The organism is Rhodanobacter sp. Root561 (assembly GCF_001427365.1).
Lineage (GTDB): Bacteria > Pseudomonadota > Gammaproteobacteria > Xanthomonadales > Rhodanobacteraceae > Rhodanobacter.
This window is the reverse complement of sequence record NZ_LMGH01000001.1, coordinates 1,341,223-1,357,584: the sequence shown is the minus strand read 5'-3', so window position 1 is coordinate 1,357,584 and position 16,362 is coordinate 1,341,223. Positions and strand designations below refer to the sequence as shown.

17 protein-coding genes are annotated in these 16,362 nt (G+C 67.6%); 2 read left to right on the top strand and 15 right to left on the bottom strand.

Translation table 11 applies throughout. From position 1 onward, the window contains the following. Nucleotides 1-70: 70 nt before the first annotated feature. The 14 genes from ASD55_RS05915 to ASD55_RS05850 form a co-directional block, all read right to left on the bottom strand. On the bottom strand, nucleotides 71-1,762 hold the full coding sequence (locus ASD55_RS05915) for a sulfite reductase flavoprotein subunit alpha (RefSeq protein ID WP_056764301.1): 1,692 nt from the start codon (nucleotides 1,760-1,762) through the stop codon (nucleotides 71-73). Beyond that, nucleotides 1,759-2,784, bottom strand: a complete 1,026-nt coding sequence (locus ASD55_RS05910; RefSeq protein ID WP_056764299.1) for an FAD:protein FMN transferase — start codon at nucleotides 2,782-2,784, stop codon at nucleotides 1,759-1,761. The genes ASD55_RS05915 and ASD55_RS05910 overlap by 4 nt, the downstream gene beginning before the upstream one ends. A 5-nt stretch (nucleotides 2,785-2,789) precedes the next feature. Then, complete coding sequence (locus ASD55_RS05905; protein WP_056717971.1) at nucleotides 2,790-3,602, bottom strand: DUF4198 domain-containing protein; 813 nt, start codon at nucleotides 3,600-3,602, stop codon at nucleotides 2,790-2,792. Nucleotides 3,603-3,631: 29 nt separating this feature from the next. Beyond that, nucleotides 3,632-4,147, bottom strand: a complete 516-nt coding sequence (locus ASD55_RS05900) for a DUF2271 domain-containing protein (protein ID WP_056764297.1) — start codon at nucleotides 4,145-4,147, stop codon at nucleotides 3,632-3,634. 14 nt (nucleotides 4,148-4,161) lie between these two features. Then, on the bottom strand, nucleotides 4,162-4,803 hold the full coding sequence (locus tag ASD55_RS05895) for a PepSY-associated TM helix domain-containing protein (protein ID WP_056764295.1): 642 nt from the start codon (nucleotides 4,801-4,803) through the stop codon (nucleotides 4,162-4,164). 170 nt (nucleotides 4,804-4,973) lie between these two features. After that, on the bottom strand, nucleotides 4,974-5,288 hold the full coding sequence (locus ASD55_RS05890) for a non-heme iron oxygenase ferredoxin subunit (RefSeq protein WP_007804550.1): 315 nt from the start codon (nucleotides 5,286-5,288) through the stop codon (nucleotides 4,974-4,976). Then, a complete protein-coding gene (locus ASD55_RS05885; RefSeq protein ID WP_056764293.1) occupies nucleotides 5,285-5,833 on the bottom strand; it encodes a GNAT family N-acetyltransferase in 549 nt (182 codons plus the stop codon). The genes ASD55_RS05890 and ASD55_RS05885 overlap by 4 nt, the downstream gene beginning before the upstream one ends. 57 nt (nucleotides 5,834-5,890) lie before the next feature. Next, nucleotides 5,891-6,826 (bottom strand): 2-dehydropantoate 2-reductase, encoded by a 936-nt coding sequence (gene panE, locus ASD55_RS05880; RefSeq protein WP_056764291.1) that lies wholly within the window; start codon nucleotides 6,824-6,826, stop codon nucleotides 5,891-5,893. 1 nt (nucleotide 6,827) lies between these two features. Continuing rightward, nucleotides 6,828-7,742: an acyltransferase gene (locus ASD55_RS05875; RefSeq protein WP_056764289.1), complete on the bottom strand. Its 915-nt coding sequence runs from the start codon at nucleotides 7,740-7,742 to the stop codon at nucleotides 6,828-6,830. 87 nt (nucleotides 7,743-7,829) lie between these two features. Continuing rightward, nucleotides 7,830-9,074, bottom strand: coding sequence for a cysteine desulfurase (locus ASD55_RS05870; RefSeq protein ID WP_056764287.1), 1,245 nt, complete (start codon nucleotides 9,072-9,074; stop codon nucleotides 7,830-7,832). 123 nt (nucleotides 9,075-9,197) lie between these two features. Continuing rightward, nucleotides 9,198-10,517 carry a Fe-S cluster assembly protein SufD gene (gene sufD, locus ASD55_RS05865; protein ID WP_056764285.1) on the bottom strand — a complete coding sequence of 440 codons (1,320 nt, stop codon included), beginning with the start codon at nucleotides 10,515-10,517 and terminating at the stop codon, nucleotides 9,198-9,200. Continuing rightward, on the bottom strand, nucleotides 10,514-11,266 hold the full coding sequence (gene sufC, locus ASD55_RS05860) for a Fe-S cluster assembly ATPase SufC (protein WP_056764284.1): 753 nt from the start codon (nucleotides 11,264-11,266) through the stop codon (nucleotides 10,514-10,516). Before sufC ends, sufD begins: the two co-directional genes overlap by 4 nt. Nucleotides 11,267-11,390: 124 nt before the next feature. Further along, complete coding sequence (sufB, locus tag ASD55_RS05855; RefSeq protein WP_200946058.1) at nucleotides 11,391-12,857, bottom strand: Fe-S cluster assembly protein SufB; 1,467 nt, start codon at nucleotides 12,855-12,857, stop codon at nucleotides 11,391-11,393. A gap of 8 nt (nucleotides 12,858-12,865) precedes the next feature. Next, a complete protein-coding gene (locus ASD55_RS05850) occupies nucleotides 12,866-13,354 on the bottom strand; it encodes an SUF system Fe-S cluster assembly regulator (RefSeq protein WP_007804535.1) in 489 nt (162 codons plus the stop codon). A gap of 134 nt (nucleotides 13,355-13,488) precedes the next feature. Here ASD55_RS05850 and ASD55_RS05845 point away from each other — a divergent pair, with 134 nt between their 5' ends. Together ASD55_RS05845 and murU are read left to right on the top strand one after the other, a co-directional pair. Next, entirely contained in the window at nucleotides 13,489-14,502 is a 1,014-nt protein-coding gene (locus ASD55_RS05845; RefSeq protein WP_056764282.1) for a phosphotransferase, read from the top strand. Beyond that, nucleotides 14,499-15,203 (top strand): N-acetylmuramate alpha-1-phosphate uridylyltransferase MurU, encoded by a 705-nt coding sequence (murU, locus tag ASD55_RS05840; protein ID WP_056764280.1) that lies wholly within the window; start codon nucleotides 14,499-14,501, stop codon nucleotides 15,201-15,203. The genes ASD55_RS05845 and murU overlap by 4 nt, the downstream gene beginning before the upstream one ends. A gap of 191 nt (nucleotides 15,204-15,394) precedes the next feature. On the opposite strand, the gene secF is transcribed toward murU, so the two are convergent. Beyond that, entirely contained in the window at nucleotides 15,395-16,357 is a 963-nt protein-coding gene (gene secF, locus ASD55_RS05835; protein WP_056717925.1) for a protein translocase subunit SecF, read from the bottom strand. Nucleotides 16,358-16,362 lie beyond the last annotated feature (5 nt).

Below are 16,362 nucleotides of genomic sequence, written 5' to 3'. Positions count from 1 at the left end.
GAAACGGGGCATAGGCCATAGGTCATGCGTGGCGAGCGAAAGTTCCTGCCGGTGGTGGGATGCCGGCGCGTCAGTAGACGTCGCGCCGGTAACGGCCGTGCTGGCGCAACTGCTCGACCCGCGTCGCTCCCAGCACCTCGTTCAACACCGCGTCGACCCCGGGCGCGAGACCGTCGAGGCTGCCGCAGACGTAGATCGCCGCACCCGCCTCGACCCATGCCAGCAAGTCATCGGCCGCCTCGCGCAGTCGCTGCTGCACGTGGATGCGCTCGGCCTGGTCGCGCGACCAGGCGAAATCGGCGCGCTCGATCCAGCCCGCCGCGAGCCAGCATTCGATGTCGTCGCGATGGAGAAAATCGTGCGCCTGCTGCCGTTCGCCGAACAGCAGCCAGTTGCGCTGGTGCCCGGCACCGATGCGCGCCTTCAGCAAGGCGCGCAGTGCCGCCAGCCCGGTGCCGTTGCCGATCAGGATCATCGGCCGCCCATCGCGCGGTGCATGGAAGTTGCTGTTGCCGCGCACGCGCAAGGCGATCTCGGCGCCGATCGGCGCATGCCCGGTCAGCCAGCCCGAACCGAGTCCGAGATAACCGCCGCGGCCGCGCATCTGGCGCACCAGCAGGTGGATCGCGCCATCGTCCGGCAGCGAGGCGATCGAATACTCGCGATGCGGCAGCCACTGCAGCAATGCCGCTACCGCCTCTTCATCCAGCCCGTCGACCGCATCCGCTTCGGGCAGGCGGCAACGCGCCAGCAGTTCGGCCAGCGGCTGCCGCTGCTTGCGGTACGACACCGGCACGCGGCCATCCAGCGACTGCGCCGACAACCATGCCGCCACCCGTTCGGCCGGATGGCAGGGGCCGATTTCGACCAGGTCACCGGCCTGCCAGCTGGCACTGCCCTGCAGCGGCTGCAATGCCAGGTGGAAACAGGGATCGCCCACGCTGCCGGGATTCAGCAGGCGGCGCTCGACCAGTCGCCAGCGCTGGTACTTCGGCGCCTGCCAGTCGGGCAGATCGTTGACGCCGGACAGCGTCGCCAAGTGATGCTGCCAGTGGCGCAGGCTGCCCTCGTCCTCGCTGTCCACTTCGACCGGATCGAACAAGGCCTGTGCGCCGCTGGCCTGCAACCAGCGCTGCAGCTGCCGACCGAAGCCGCAGAAATCCTCGTAGTCACTGTCACCCAGCGCCAGCAGGCCATAGCGCAGGCCGGCCAGCGCCTGCGCTTGCGACATGGCCTGCCGATTGAACGCCAGCGCCATGTCGGGCGGTTCGCCATCGCCGGTGGTGCTGACTACGAACAGCACGCGGCTGGCGCGGCGCAGGTCGTCGACGGTGACCCCGTCGATGCCGTCCAGGCGCACCGCCATGCCGGCCGCCTGCAGGCTTTGCAGGGTCTGCTGCGCCAGTTGTTCGGCGAAGCCGGTCTGGCTGGCGTAGATCACGCGCACCGTGGTGTCCGCCGCCGCCTGCGGGGTGACGGCGGCGCGATCCGCCACCGCCGTTGGTCGGCCGGCCGTCATGTCCAGCATCTTCGTGGGTTTGCGCGGCGCCACCGCTTGCCGATGACGCAGCCAGCCGAGCAGGCCCAGCCATGCCAGCAGCACCAGCGCGGCATCGAGCCAGCGCTCGCCGCCCGGGTCGCGCCAGTGCAGTCCCTCCACATGCAGCAACAGCAACAGCGCCGAGAGCAGGCCGAAGCCGCCCAGCAGGATCGCGTTGCCGAGCAGCGTGCGCCGTGCCGTGATCGCGTCGACCGGTTTCATCGGCGCAGTTCCGCCGCGAACGCCGGCGACATCCGCTGCTCGAAACCCTGCGCGGTGCGCACGATCATCAGCACGGCCAGACCGTGTCGGCGCGCGTAGGCCATGCCGCGCTCGGCGCCGAGCACGCTGAGCGTGGTGCCCAGCGGATCAGCCTGCATGGCGTCGTCGGCCAGCACGCTGACCGAGGCCACTTGGTGGGGCACCGGCCAGCCGTTGCGCGGATCGATGTGGTGCGAATAGAACCGTCCGTTGTCCTCGAACACGTGGCGATAGTCGCCCGAGGTGGCGATCGCGCGCTCGTCCAGTTCGATCGTGCGTACCAGTTCGTCGGCGGCGTTCACCGCGCCGGCTGCCGCACCGGGCCGCTCGATGCCGACCCGCCATGGCATGCCATCCGGCTTGCGACCGTGCGCCTTCAGTTCGCCACCGACCTCGACCAGCCACGTCGTCGCACCGATCCGCTGCAGGTAGCGGCCGACCTGGTCGACGCCGTAACCCTTGGCCACCGCGGACAGGTCCACGCAGACCCCGCCCGGTTGCCATGCACGATGAGCGACCGGATCGAGCTTCAGCTTCCACCAGCCGACCCGCGCCTTCGCCTGCTCGATCGCCGCTACCGTCGGCGGTTGCCGCGGCCGCTGGTCGGGGCCGAAGCCCCACAGATTCACCAGCGGTCCCACGGTCGGGTCGTACGCGCCGTCGCTATCCTTCGCCAGCTGCAACGCATGCTGCAAGACCTCGAAGAACTCCGGCGGCAGGACCTGCCAGCTGCCGGCCGGCGCACGATTGAAACGCGACAGCTCCGACTGCGGCCGGTACGTGCTCATCTGGCCGTCCACGCGATCCAGTTCGGCCTGGATGCCCCGCCGCACCTGTTCCGCCGATTGCGCGGACGGCAGCACCAGCTGGACCGACCAGGTGGTGCCCATGGTCTGGCCGTCCAGACGCTGCAACTGCGCCGCCGCCACCGGCGCAGCGACAGTCATGAAGATCAAACAGACGGCCAGGCGCAGCAACGGCATCCTGCTTACTCGGGCAGCACTTCGAGCGTCGCCGTATACGACAGGCGGCGCTTGCTGGCGAGCTTGCTGCCGCTGTTGCCGTCCTGCGTCGCGGCGTTGATCCAGTACATCCCCGCATGCGGCCAGGTCAGCTGGAACTTGCCGTCCCTGCCGGTCTGCGCGGTGATCTCGTCCTGTGCGTTGCGGTAGCGGGTGGCGCCGGCGATCGCGCTGACCCGGAGGTCGCCGGCCGGCTTGCCGTCCAGCAGCAACTGGAATGTGGCCGGTTCGCCGGCGACCAGGTCGGTGACGCGGGTGACCGGCACCAGTTCCAGGCCCTGCCCGGTGGGTTTCAGCGCGGTTTCGTTCGGCTTGCCGTTGCTGATGAAGGTTTCCACCCGGTTGCTGGACGCTGTCACCTGCACGTTCTTCGCCGCGCTGGGGATGGCCGAGCGCAGTTCGTCGGCCTTGCCCCGCCAGCGCTTTTTCTGGCCGTCCAGCTCGTAGCTGGCAGACAGGCCGCTGCTGACCAGCGCCAGCTTGTAGGTACCCTGCTGGTTCAGTTGCAGGTCGAACACGCTGCGATATTTGCCGACGGCCTCATTCGCCGGTTTGGCCGTCTGGCCGTCCGGTGCGGTGATCACCAGCTGCTCCAGCGACGCCGCGTGATGGTCGGGATGGAACAGGTCGTTCGAGATCGCCGCATCCACGGTGACCCACGGATCGGCGCCGGCGACATTGGTGGCCGACGGCAGCAGCCACATCTTGTGCGCCTGCGCCGCCAGCGGTGCGGCGATTGCCGCGGCCAGGACGATCCATTTCAGGGTGCGCTTGTGCATGTTCACTCCGGGCAATTCGGTAACAGGATTCACGGGTTGATGTCGAGGCTGACCGCGCCGAGTTCGCTGCTGCCCCGCGCGGTCAGGTGCTGCGTGGTGGCACCCGGCCAGGTGAACGGCACACGCACCACTTCGCGCCCGCCGACTTCGCGGGCGGCCTCCACGACCAGCACGTAATCGTCCGCGGCCAGCGTGCCCAGCGGCGCCTGGCCGTCGACGAAGTTCAACTGGTACTGCCCGGCGGGCCGGGTGGCGCCGGAGACGCCATCCACGGGCAACGCCAGCTCGCGACCCCCGCGGCGCCACCACTGGCGCAGGTCGGGCAGCCACTTGTTGCCGGCACCCTCCTTGCTGTCCTTCTGTGCGTACCAAACGGCCAGCTGGGCAGCCACGCTGCGGTCGGCGCGCTCGATCCAGATCGCGGTGTACGGCCGGTGGTATTCGGCCACCTTCTGCTCGGGAATCTGCACGGTGAGGTTCAGCTCGGCCGCGGCCAGCGGGGTGGCCAGGGCCAGGGCGAAACAGGAAAGCAGCAGTCGACGCATCGCGGGAATTCCGTTCAATGGATGAAGAGCAGCGCCAGCACCACCGGCAGCACCAGGCCCAGGCTCACCAGCGGCCAGGTGAAGGTGCGCCGCGCGGCGTGGAGTTTCAGCAGGAACAAGCCGGTGATCGCGAACACCAGGCAGGCCAACGCGAACACGTCGAGGAACCAGCTCCATGCCGCGCCCGCGTTGCGACCCTTGTGCAGGTCGTTGAGATAGGCGATCGCGCCGCGCCGGGTCAGCTCGTATTCGACGGCGCCGCTGGCGCGGTCGATGCTGAGCCAGCCGTCGCCGCCGGGGCGCGGCAGCGACAGGTAGACCTCGTCCGCCGACCACTCGGCCACGCGGCCGGCCACGTGCGCCTGCAACTGATCGTCGAGCCACGCACCCACCGCCGTCGGCAGCGCGGCCTTGCGCGCGTCATCGCCGCCGACCGCAACACGCAGCTCCGTGGGCAACACGAGGTTGCGATGAGTCACCTGCGGCGTGGCCTCGATCTGCCGCGCATGGTTCAGCGTGATCCCGGTCAGTGCGAACAGCAGCAGGCCGATCAGGCACAGCGCCGAACTGATCCAGTGCCACTGGTGCAGTTGCCGCATCCAGAACGCGCGGCGTTGCGGTGTGGCGGATTCGAGTTGTGCTGGCGACTGTCCCATCGGTGTCCGTGGCTCGCACCCCTGCCACGCCGCGCGGGTGCGGCGACAGGCAAGGGCCATTTCATGCGATGCGCGGCGGCGGCGAGCCGGCCGCGCGGATGCTGCCATTAGACAGTAAACAAGAATCAATCTCAACAACTAGCGTGCGTTTTTCCGCCTGTCGCGGCTCGTCAGCGGTCGTCGCGGGTCCAGATCGCACCGTCTTCCTCGCGCACCGGGAAGCTGGCGATCGGCTCGTAGGCCGGCGGCTTGGTCACGGCGCCGGTGCGCAGGTCGAAGCGGGCGCCGTGGCGCGGACATTCCACTTCGAAGCCGAACACTTCGCCACCGGCCAGGTCGCCGCCGTCGTGGGTGCAGGTGTCCTCGACCGCGTACAGCGCGCCGTCGATGTTGTACACCGCGATCGGCGTGTCGCCGTCCCACACCACCTTGTATTCGCCCGGCAGGAAGTCGCTGCGGGTGCCGACTTTCACCCAGCCGTTCATGCCGCCACCTCGTCGAAGTCCTTGCGCAGCACTTCGAAGCGCAAGTCGTCGCGACGGGGAATGCCGAAACGCTCGTCGCCATAGGGGAACGGCTGGTATTCGCCGGTGCGGCGGTAACCGCGACGGCCGTACCAGGCGATCAGTTCCTCGCGCTGCACGATCACCGTCATGCGCATCGCACGGCAGTGCCACTCCTCGCGCGCGATCCGCTCGGCCTCCGCCAGCACCTGCTTGCCCAGACCGCTGCCCTGCCCGCTCGGGTCGACCGCGAACATGCCGAAATAGCCGGCGTCGCCCTGGCGCTCGATGTGGCAGCTGGCCTTGATCCGGCCATCGCATTCGGCGAGCAGGATGCGGCTGTCGGGGCGTCCGATCAGCGCGCCGACGTCGGCCGCATCGGTGCGCCGGCCGTCGAGCAGGTGCGATTCGGTGGTCCAGCCGCGCAGGCCGGACTCGCCGCGATAGGCTGATTCGACCAGGGCCACGATGGTGTCGACATCGGCACTCGATGCCTGGCGGAAAACGGGAAGCGTCTGTTCGGTCATGCGCGAATCATAGTGCGTGGCCCGGCGCCTCCACCATGATCTGCAACAGCCTGCCGCTCAGGCAGACGCGTCCGGCTTGCGCCCCGCTTCGTAGACCTTCATATGCGCGTAGGCGACGGCCAGCAACGAAGTCTCGCCGCCAGCGCGCTCGGCACGTGCCAGCATGTCGCCGATCACGTGGTCGGCCTCGATCGGATGGCCGTGCTGCAGATCGCGCAACATCGAGGCGGCCAGCGTCGACGCCGGATCGGTGAGGATGCCGCAGGCCCGTTCCAGCACGCGCTCGCCGGGCGCGTACCCTGCCCGCTCCGCCACCGCGCGGCATTCCTCCAGCAGGGCCAGCGTCGCCGCGCGACCGCCGGGAGCGGCGACGATCTCGCCGACCGCGCCGCGCAGCAGGCAGGTGATGCCGGCCAGCGTGGCAAGAAAGATCCACTTGTCCCACATCTCCTGCACCACGTTGCTGCTGGGGCGCGAGTCGAAGCCCGCGTCGGCGAAGGCCGCAGTGATGGCCTGCATTCGCGGCGAGGCGCTGCCGTCGCGCTCGCCGAAGGTGAGCCCGTGCAGCGTGTTGAGGTGCTGCACCGCGCCGTGCGCATCGAGCGTGGCGGAGATCACGCACTGGCCGCCCAGCACGTGCTCGGCGCCGAATTTCGCATCCAGCAGGTCCAGTTGGCGCATGCCGTTGAGCAGCGGCAGGATCGCCGTCCGCGGCCCGACCGCCGGGGCGATGTCGGTCATCGCCTGTTCCAGCCCGTACGCCTTGCAGCCGAGCACGATCAGGTCGAACGGATCGCGCAGCTCGCCGGTGGTCAGCGTGGGCGGCGCCGTCAGCTCGGCGTCGCCGGTGGCGCTGCGGATCACCAGGCCGTGCTGCGCCAGCTGCCGCGCGCGGGCTTCGCGCACCAGGAAGGTCACGTCGCGTCCGTGCTGCAGCAGGCGTCCGCCGAAGTAGCCGCCGGTGGCGCCGGCACCCACGATCAGGATGCGCATGTCAGTCTCCCTTGGTCGTGCCGGCGGCGGCCGATTGCATGCGAGCGGCCTGGGCGTCCTTGTCGCTCCACAGGTCATTCATCCACGCCTTGACCCGGCCACGGAAGGCCGCGTCCTCGTCGTAGCTGCCGAGCAGGCCGGCATCGATCGCACGCTCGCGCACATGCACGCGAATGTCGTGCACGCGCCCGGCGATCAGGTCCATCATCGTGCACGGGCCTTCCGGATAGACGATGGTGACGTCGACGATCGCTTGCAGGGCCTCGCCCATCGCGTCGAGCACGAAGGCCACGCCGCCGGCCTTGGGCCGCAGCAGGTATCGATACGGCGACGACTGCGCGTCGTGCTTGGCCGGCGTGAAGCGCGTGCCCTCGGCAAAATTCATCACCGACACCGGCATGTGCCGGAATTTCTCGCAGGCCTTGCGGGTCGCCTCGCGATCCTTGCCCTGCAATTCGGGATGACGCAGCAGGGTCTGCCGCGAGTAGCGTTTCATGAAAGGGAAATCCAGCGCCCACCACGCCTGGCCCAACAGCGGCACCCAGATCAGTTCCTGCTTCAGGAAGAAGCGCATGAACGGAATGCGCCGATTGAACACCTTCTGCAACACCGGGATGTCGACCCAGCTCTGGTGGTTGCTCAGCACCAGGTAGCTCCGGTCGCGGTGCAGTCCTTCCAGCCCCTCGACCTGCCAGCGGATGCGGGTGAACACGCCGAACAGGACGTTGTTGACGCCGATCCAGCTTTCCGCGATCAGCACCAGCGCGCGCGAAAGCGGGCGGCGCACGAAGCCAAGCGGAATGACCACCTTGAGCAGCGCAAGGGCGAACAGCGGCAGCACGTGCAACAGGATATTCAGCAGGAGCAGCAGCATCGCCAGCGGGATGCGCAGCACGGAAGGCAGGAAGGCAAGCATGGGTGGACTACACAGGGAAAGCTGCCGACCATGATGCCTTGCGCGGGCCGGAAGAGCCATGCTTGCGGCCATGAAAAGCCGGCCGCTTCACATCAGCAGCTTGCGCACCTTGAGCAGGGCCACGATGAAGGCATCGACTTCCTCGCGCGTGTTGTAGAACGCCAGCGAGGCACGCAAGGTGGAAGGCACGCCGAAGAACTGCATCAGCGGATGCGCGCAGTGATGCCCGGAACGCACCGCCACCCCCTGCAGGTCCAGCAAGGTGGCCAGGTCGGTCGCCTGGGTGCCGTCGATCAGGAACGAGATCACCGGCTCCTTCTCGGCCGCCTCGCCGATGATGCGCAGGCCGGGAATCTCGCGCAGGCGTTCGGTGGCGTAGGCCAGCAACTGCTGTTCCCACGCATGGATCGCTTCGAAGCCCACCGACTGGTAGTAGTCGATCGCGGCGGACAGGCCCACGAAGCCGGCGATGTTCGGCGTGCCCGCCTCGAACTTGTGCGGCGCCTCGGCGAAGCTGGTGCCGTCGAAACGCACCTCGCGGATCATCTCGCCGCCACCGAAGAACGGCGGCATCGCATCGAGATGCTCGCGCCTGGCCCACAGCGCGCCGGTGCCGGTGGGGCCGAGCATCTTGTGCCCGGTCAACGCATAGAAGTCGCAACCCAGCGCCTGCACGTCGACCGGCCGGTGCGGTACCGCCTGCGAACCGTCCACCAGCAGCGCGATGCCCCGCTTCCTGCACTCGCGGGCGATCTCGCGCACCGGGTTGACCGTGCCCAGCACGTTGGAAACCTGGGTGACGCAGGCCAGCTTCACTTCCGGCGTCAGCATCGCGATGTACTGCTCGAGGATCAGCTCGCCGCGCTGGTCGATCGGCGCAGCCTTCACCGTGGCGCCGCTGCGCTGGGCGACCAGCTGCCACGGCACGATATTGGCGTGGTGCTCCATCACCGTGGTGAGGATCGCGTCGCCCGGCTGCAGCCGCGGCAGGGCATAACTGTAGGCCACCAGGTTGGTGGCCTGGGTGGTGCCGGAGGTAAGAACCAGCTCGTTGCGCGACGGCGCGTTGATGAAGCGCGCCAGCTTGTCGCGCGCTCCTTCGTACGCCGCGGTGGCTTCCTCGCCCAACTGGTGCACCGCGCGCGACACGTTGGCGTTGTGCTCGCGGTAGTGCTCGTTCATCGCCTCGATCACCGGCAACGGTTTCTGGCTGGTGTTCGCGTTGTCGAAATACACCAGCGGCTTGCCATGCACCGTGCGCGACAGCAGCGGGAAGTCCGCGCGGATGCGCTGGATGTCGAAGACGGTGGCGGGCCTGGCTGTGGTGTTCATTCAAGGGAATCCGGTTGGCTCCCTCCCCTGCCTGCAGGGGAGGGTTGGGGTGGGGTCGCTCTTTGCCGCGAGAGCACTACCCCCTCCCAGCCTCCCCCTGCAGGCAGGGGGAGGAGATAAACATCATTCCGGCAATTGCGCGATCAGCAGGCTGGCCAGATGTTCGCGCAACCCGGGGTTCGGCAGGTCATCCAGCATGGCACGGCAGAACGCGGCGGTCAGCAGCGCGCGCGCCTCAGCCAGCGGGATGCCGCGCGAGCGCAGGTAGAACAGCGAACGCTCGTCGAGCTGGCCGACCGTGGCGCCGTGGGCGGCCTGCACTTCGTCGGCGTAGATCTCCAGCTCGGGCTTGGTGTCGATCTCGGCACCCGCCGACAGCAGCAGGTTCTTATTGCTGAGGCTGGCGTCGCTGCCGTCGGCACCGGGCGCCACCACGATGGCGCCGCGGAACACGCCACGGGCACGATCGTTGGCCACGCCGCGCCAGTTCGAGCTGGAAGCGGTGTTCAGCGCCTGGTGGCGGATCGCCAGCTGGGTGTCGATGTGCTGGCGACCGTGCGGCATGAACACGCCGCGCGTGTGCAGCTTCGCCTCGTCGCCCAGCAGTTCGACCTGCAGGTTGTGGCGCACCAGGGCGCCGCCCAGCTCGACCACGTGCAGGATCGCTTCACTGCGGGCCTGCAGGCGCAGATGGCTGTGCCGGATCAGGTTCGCCGCCGACGCCGCGTTCTGCAGCATGACGTGATGCAGCTTTGCGCCCGCGCCCACATGGATGTCGCTGACGAAGGTGGCCAGTTGTGCCTGACCGCCGTCGCCAAGGTGCTGCTCGATCAGGGTGAGCGACGCGCCCTCGCCCAGCTCGATCAGGTTGCGCGCATGCCAGGCCAGTTCCCCCTCGCCGTCCGCACCGACGAAGACCAGCTGCACCGGCGCCGCGATCGTGGCGCGGGCGGCCACGCGCAGCACCATGCCGTCGGCGGCGCTGGCGGCGTTGATCCGCGCAAAGGCATCGGCGGCACCGTGCGCCTCGGCACGGGTAGCGGATCGCGACCAGCCGAAGCGCAACGGCTCGGCGTCGTCCTTCAACACGCGCGACAGCGGCTGCAGGGTGAGTCCGTCGGGCAGCGCGTCCAGCATCGACAGGTCGGCCCGGAACACGCCGTTGACGAAGACCAGTCGCGCGCCCTCGACGCCGGGCAGGGCCAGCAGCGAAGGATCGACGGCGCGGCCGGACGCGGCCGCGTCGCCGTGGGCGAAGCGGCGCTGGGCCAGGCCGCGCAAGGCGGTGTACTTCCACGCCTCGACCCGGGTATCGGGCAGGCCGGTGCTGGCGAACGCGTCGCGACTTTCCTGCCGCGCGGCATCCAGCCAGGCAATGCCGCTGGCCGGCAGCGGCGCGTCGAGCAGCGACTCGACCAGGGGCAAGGTGGCCGGCTGGGTCATGCCACCGCTCCGTGCCTCACGCCGGCATAGCCCTGTTCTTCCAGCCGCAGGGCCAGCGACTTGTCACCGCTCTCGACGATGCGGCCGTCGGCCAGCACGTGCACGAAATCCGGCACCACGTAGTCGAGCAGGCGCTGGTAGTGGGTGATCATCAGGAACGCGCGCTCGGGCGAGCGCAGCGTGTTGACGCCCTGCGCCACCTGCTTCAGCGCGTCGATGTCCAGGCCCGAGTCGGTCTCGTCGAGAATCGCCAGCTGCGGCTCCAGCACGGCCATCTGGAAGATCTCGTTGCGCTTCTTCTCGCCGCCGGAAAAACCTTCGTTGACGGCACGGTGCAGCAGCTCGTCGGAGATCTGCATCACCTTCAGCTTCTCGCGCACCAGCTTGAGGAAGGCCATCGAATCGAGTTCCTTCTCGCCGCGCTGCTTGCGCTGCGCATTGAGTGCCGCGCGCAGGAAATAGGTGTTGTTGACGCCGGGAATCTCCACCGGGTACTGGAACGCCAGGAACACGCCGGCCGCCGCCCGCGCTTCCGGTTCCAGCGCCAGCAGGTCGATGCCGTTGTAGCTCACCGTGCCCGCCGTCACCTCGTAGCCGTCGCGGCCGGACAGCACATTGCCCAGGGTGGACTTGCCCGCGCCGTTCGGCCCCATGATCGCGTGCACCTCGCCCGCGTTCACGGTGAGGCTGAGCCCCTTGAGGATTTCCTTGCCCTCGACGCGGGCGTGCAGGTTTTCGATTTTCAACATGGTTTTGAGCCGGGAATGGGGAATGGGGAATGGGGAATGGGGAATAGAAAAAAGCAGGCGACGCGGCAGTCTGGAAGGGAGCGGGAACGGGGCTTTTACTATTCCCTACTCCCGATTCCCTGCTCTAACCCACCGCACCTTCCAGCGACACCTCAAGCAGCTTCTTCGCCTCCACCGCGAACTCCATCGGCAGTTCACGGAAGACCTGCTTGCAGAAGCCGTCGACGATCATCGACACGGCGTCTTCCTCGGCGATGCCGCGGCTGCGGCAGTAGAACATCTGCTCGTCGGAGATCTTCGAGGTGGTCGCCTCGTGCTCGACGATGGCGCTGGGATTCTTCACTTCCATGTACGGGAAGGTGTGGGCGCCGCACTGCTTGCCGATCAGCAGGCTGTCGCACTGGGTGTAGTTGCGCGCGCCCTCGGCGCCCTTCTCCATCTTCACCAGGCCGCGGTAGCTGTTGGAACTCCTGCCGGCGCTGATGCCCTTGGAGACGATCTTCGACTTGGTGTGCTTGCCGAGGTGGATCATCTTGGTGCCGGTGTCGGCCTGCTGGAAGTGATGGGTCAGCGCGACGGAGTAGAACTCGCCCACCGAACGATCACCGCGCAGCACGACGGACGGGTATTTCCAGGTGATCGCCGAACCGGTTTCGACCTGGGTCCAGCTGATCTTCGAATCGTCGCCGCGGCAGTCGCCGCGCTTGGTCACGAAGTTGTAGATGCCGCCCACGCCGTTTTCGTCGCCGGGGTACCAGTTCTGCACGGTGGAATACTTGATCTGCGCCTTCTCCAGCGCCACCAGCTCGACCACCGCCGCGTGCAGCTGGTTCTCGTCGCGCTTCGGTGCGGTGCAGCCTTCGAGGTAGGACACGTGGGCGCCCTCCTCGGCCACGATCAGGGTGCGCTCGAACTGGCCGGTGTTCTGCGCGTTGATGCGGAAATACGTGCTCAGTTCCATCGGGCAGCGCACGCCTTTCGGAATGAACACGAAGCTGCCGTCGGAGAACACCGCCGAGTTCAGCGCCGCGAAGAAGTTGTCGCCGGTGGGCACCACGCTGCCCAGGTATTTCTGCACGATCCCGGGATACTCGCGGATCGCCTCGCTCATCGAGCAGAACAGCACGCCGGCGTCGGCCAGCTGCTTGCGGAAGGTGGTGCCGACCGAGACCGAGTCGAACACCGCATCCACCGCCACGCCGGCCAGCGCGGCGCGCTCGTGCAGGGGAATGCCCAGTTTCTCGTAGGTTTCCAGCAGGGCCGGATCGACTTCGTCCAGCGACTTGGGCTGCTTCTTGGGCGCGGCGTAGTAGCTGATCGCCTGGTAGTCGATCGGATCGATGTTGAGCTTGGCCCAGTCGGGCTTGGGCATGGTCAGCCAATGGCGAAAAGCGTCCAGCCGCCAGTTCGTCATCCACTCCGGTTCGCCCTTGACCGCCGAGATCGCGCGCACGGTGTCCTCGTCCAGGCCGGGCGGCAGGCCGGTCATCTCGATCTGGGTGACGAAGCCGGCGCTGTAGCTGCGGCCCAGTGCCTCGGCAACGGCGGCGTTGTCGCGCAACGCGGTGGCGGTGCTGCTCTGCTCGTTCATGATCTCGTTCATTCGGTGGTGACCCGGCGGGATTTGGCCGGCATCGCGATGTCGCTGATGGCCACGGCGGCGATCCGTCGCGACGGCCGCGGCGGTTGCGGCTTCAGCATGTCGGCCAGGCTGACCGCGCGCAGCGCGTTGTCCAGCACGTTGTTGACCAGTTGCCAGCTGCCGCGCACGCCGCACTGCGCCTCGCGATCGCACTGGCCTTCGGCCATGCTGCATTCGGTCATGCCGATCGGGCCTTCGATCGCCTCGACGATCTCGACCAGCGAAATGTCGGCAGCCGCGCGCGCCAGCCGGTAGCCGCCATTGACGCCGCGGAACGACTCGACCAGGGCGGCGTGGCCCAGCGCCTTCAGCAACTTGCTCACGGTGGGCAGCTCCAGCCGCGTCTCGTCGGCGATCTGCACCGCGCTAAGCACCTCGGTCGGGTGCGCAGCGATGCAGGTCATCACCACGGTGGCGTAATCGGTCAGTCGGCTGACGCGGAGCATGGGGCGCTCGGAACGGGTTTGAATCAGGACTGAAATGGTACTGATTAGAGCCATCGAGGTCAATAAAGCCCCGCCGTCTCGTCACGACGGCAGCGGCTCGCTAAGCTGGAATTCTCTTGTAGCCCAGCGTTGCCATGACCCCGATCGCCGACCGCGCCACCACCCGCCTTGCCTGGACCCGAAGCGTCCTCGACGATGCCTCGCTGACCCTCGAACCCGCCTCGGCCGACGCCAGCTTCCGCAGCTACTGGCGCACGCAGCATGCCGGCCAGAGCTGGATCGTGATGGATTCGCCGCCGGCGCAGGAGGACCCGCGCCCGTGGCTGGAAATCGGCGCGCGCCTGTCCGCCGCCGGGCTGCACGTGCCACAGGTGCGGGCGCACGATCTCGAACAGGGCCTGCTGCTGATCGAGGATCTCGGCTCGCGGCTCTACCTGCCCGCATTGAACAACGACACAGTGGACGCGCTGTACGGCGACGCGCTGGAAGCTTTGCTGCGCATGCAGCGCGAGGCGGACACGAACGGCCTGCCTGCGTACGACCATGCCTTCCTGCAACGCGAACTGGAGATCATGCCGGAGTGGTTCCTGCGCCGGCACCTCGGCTGCACTCCCGAATGCGAGGAATGGGACGTGCTGGAATCGGCCTTCACCGTGCTGCTGAAAAGCGCACTGGAGCAGCCGCGCTGCTTCGTACATCGCGACTACCACAGCCGCAACCTGCTGATCACCGCGCACGACAACCCGGGCATCATCGACTTCCAGGGCGCGCTGCACGGGCCGATCACCTACGACCTCGCCTCGCTGCTGCGCGACTGCTACATCGTGTGGGACCGCGCGCGGGTCGAGGCCTGGGCCGAAGGCCATCGCCTGCGTCTGCTCGGCGCCGGCCTGATCGAACCGGCGGTCAGTCGCGAACGCTTCCTGCGCTGGTTCGACCTGATCGGCCTGCAGCGGCACATCAAGGTGCTGGGCATCTTCTGCCGGCTGTACTACCGCGACGGCAAGTCCGGCTATCTCGACGACCTGCCCCGCGTGTACGACTACGTGATCGAGGTGGCGGCGCGTTACCCCGAGCTGGCCGACTTCGTGGCCTTCCTGCAACGCCAGGTCGGCGCATGCGACCTGCGCCAGGCGGCAGCGGCATGAGGCACGCGCTGATCTTTGCCGCCGGCCTCGGCGAGCGCATGCGCCCGTTGACCGATCACACGCCCAAGCCGCTGCTCCGTGTCGGCGGCAAGCCGCTGATCGCGTGGCATCTGGAGAAGCTTGCCGCCGCCGGCGTGAACTACGTGGTGATCAACACCTCGCATCTCGCCGAACAGTTTCCCGAGGCACTGGGCGACGGCTCGCGCTGGGGCCTGCGCATCCGCTACGCCTACGAAGGGCCGATACCGCTGGAAACCGGTGGCGGCATGCTGAACGCGCTGCCGCTGCTGGGCAACGAGCCGTTCCTGGTGGTGAGCGGCGACGTATGGTGCGACGCCGACTTCGGCCGGCTGCCCGCCGAGCCTCGCGGCCTTGTGCATCTGCTGTTGACGGACAATCCCGCGCATCATCCCGGCGGCGATTTCCGGCTGGACGCGACGGGACAGGTCCACGGCGACGGCGAACCCCGGCTGACCTACAGCGGCATCGGCGTGTTCCGCCGCGAGTTGCTGGACGACTGGGCCGGGGCGGTCGGTGCCGCAGCGGGTGCCGACGCGAAGCCGCCACGGTTCAAGCTGCGGCCGTTGCTGGAGGCGGCGATGGCGCGGGGGCAGATCGCCGGTACGCACCATCGGGGCGCGTGGACCGATGTGGGTACGCCGGAGCGGCTGGCGGAGCTGGAGGACGGGTTACGGGGGTAAGGTGAGGCGCGTCTCATGCAAAAAAACGGCCCGGATTGCACCGGGCCGTTTTCGTTCGGCTACCCTGCGGGCACGTGAAGAAAGCGGATTCTCGCTTCGACTGGGAGCTACCCCATCTGCCCTGCGGGCATCTTCCCCTGCATGCAGGGGAAGACCATTTGGAATCGCTCGCAACGCGAGCGATGGTTGGTTCAGGGGCGCCGCGCCAGCTCCGGATTTTCCTTGGTCACCGGCATCAGGTCCTTCTTCGACACGCCCAGCCACAGCAGGATCGGACTGGCGACGAAGATCGAGGACAGCGTGCCGACCACGATGCCGATCAGCATGGTGACGGCGAAGCCATGCACCGCGGTGCCACCGAAGAAGTACAGCGCACCCATGGTGATGCCGGTGAACAGCGAGGTGATGATGGTGCGCGACAGCGTGTTGTTGATCGAGCGGTTGAGGATTTCCTCCGGCTCGGCCTTGCGCGCCAGGCGGAACAGTTCGCGGATGCGGTCGAACACCACCACCTTGTCGTTGATCGAGTAACCGATCACCGCCAGCACCGAGGCCAGCACGGTCATGTCGAACTCGCGCTGGACCAGCGCCAGGATGCCCAGGGTGACCAGGGTGTCATGGACTTCGGTGGCCACCGCCGCAATCGCGAAGCGACGCTCGAAGCGGATCCACAGGTAGGCCATGATGCCGAGGATCACGAACACGGCGGCCACCGTACCGTCGCTGCGCAATTCCTGGCCGACCTGGGCGCTGACGTAGTCGCGGCTCTTCAGCTTCGCGTCCGGGCGGGCCACGTGCAGCACCTTGACCACGTCGGCGGCGATCTTGTCGAGGTTGAACTTGCCGGCGGCATCGACGGCGCCCGGATCATCCTTGGGCTGCAGACGGATCGATACCTCACGGGTACCGCCCAGGCTCTGCACCATCGCATTGTGGATGCCGCCCTTCTCCAGCGCGCCACGCACATCGGCGATTTCCACCGACTTTTCGTAGTCGACGACCATCGACACGCCGCCGGTGAAGTCCAGGCCGTAGTTGAGACCCTTGAACGCGATCAGGCCAATCGAGGCCACCATCAGGAAGATGGCGATGGCCACGGTGTACTTGCGCATCCCCAGGAAGTGGATATTGCTGTCGTGATTGAAAATTTCCATGGGGA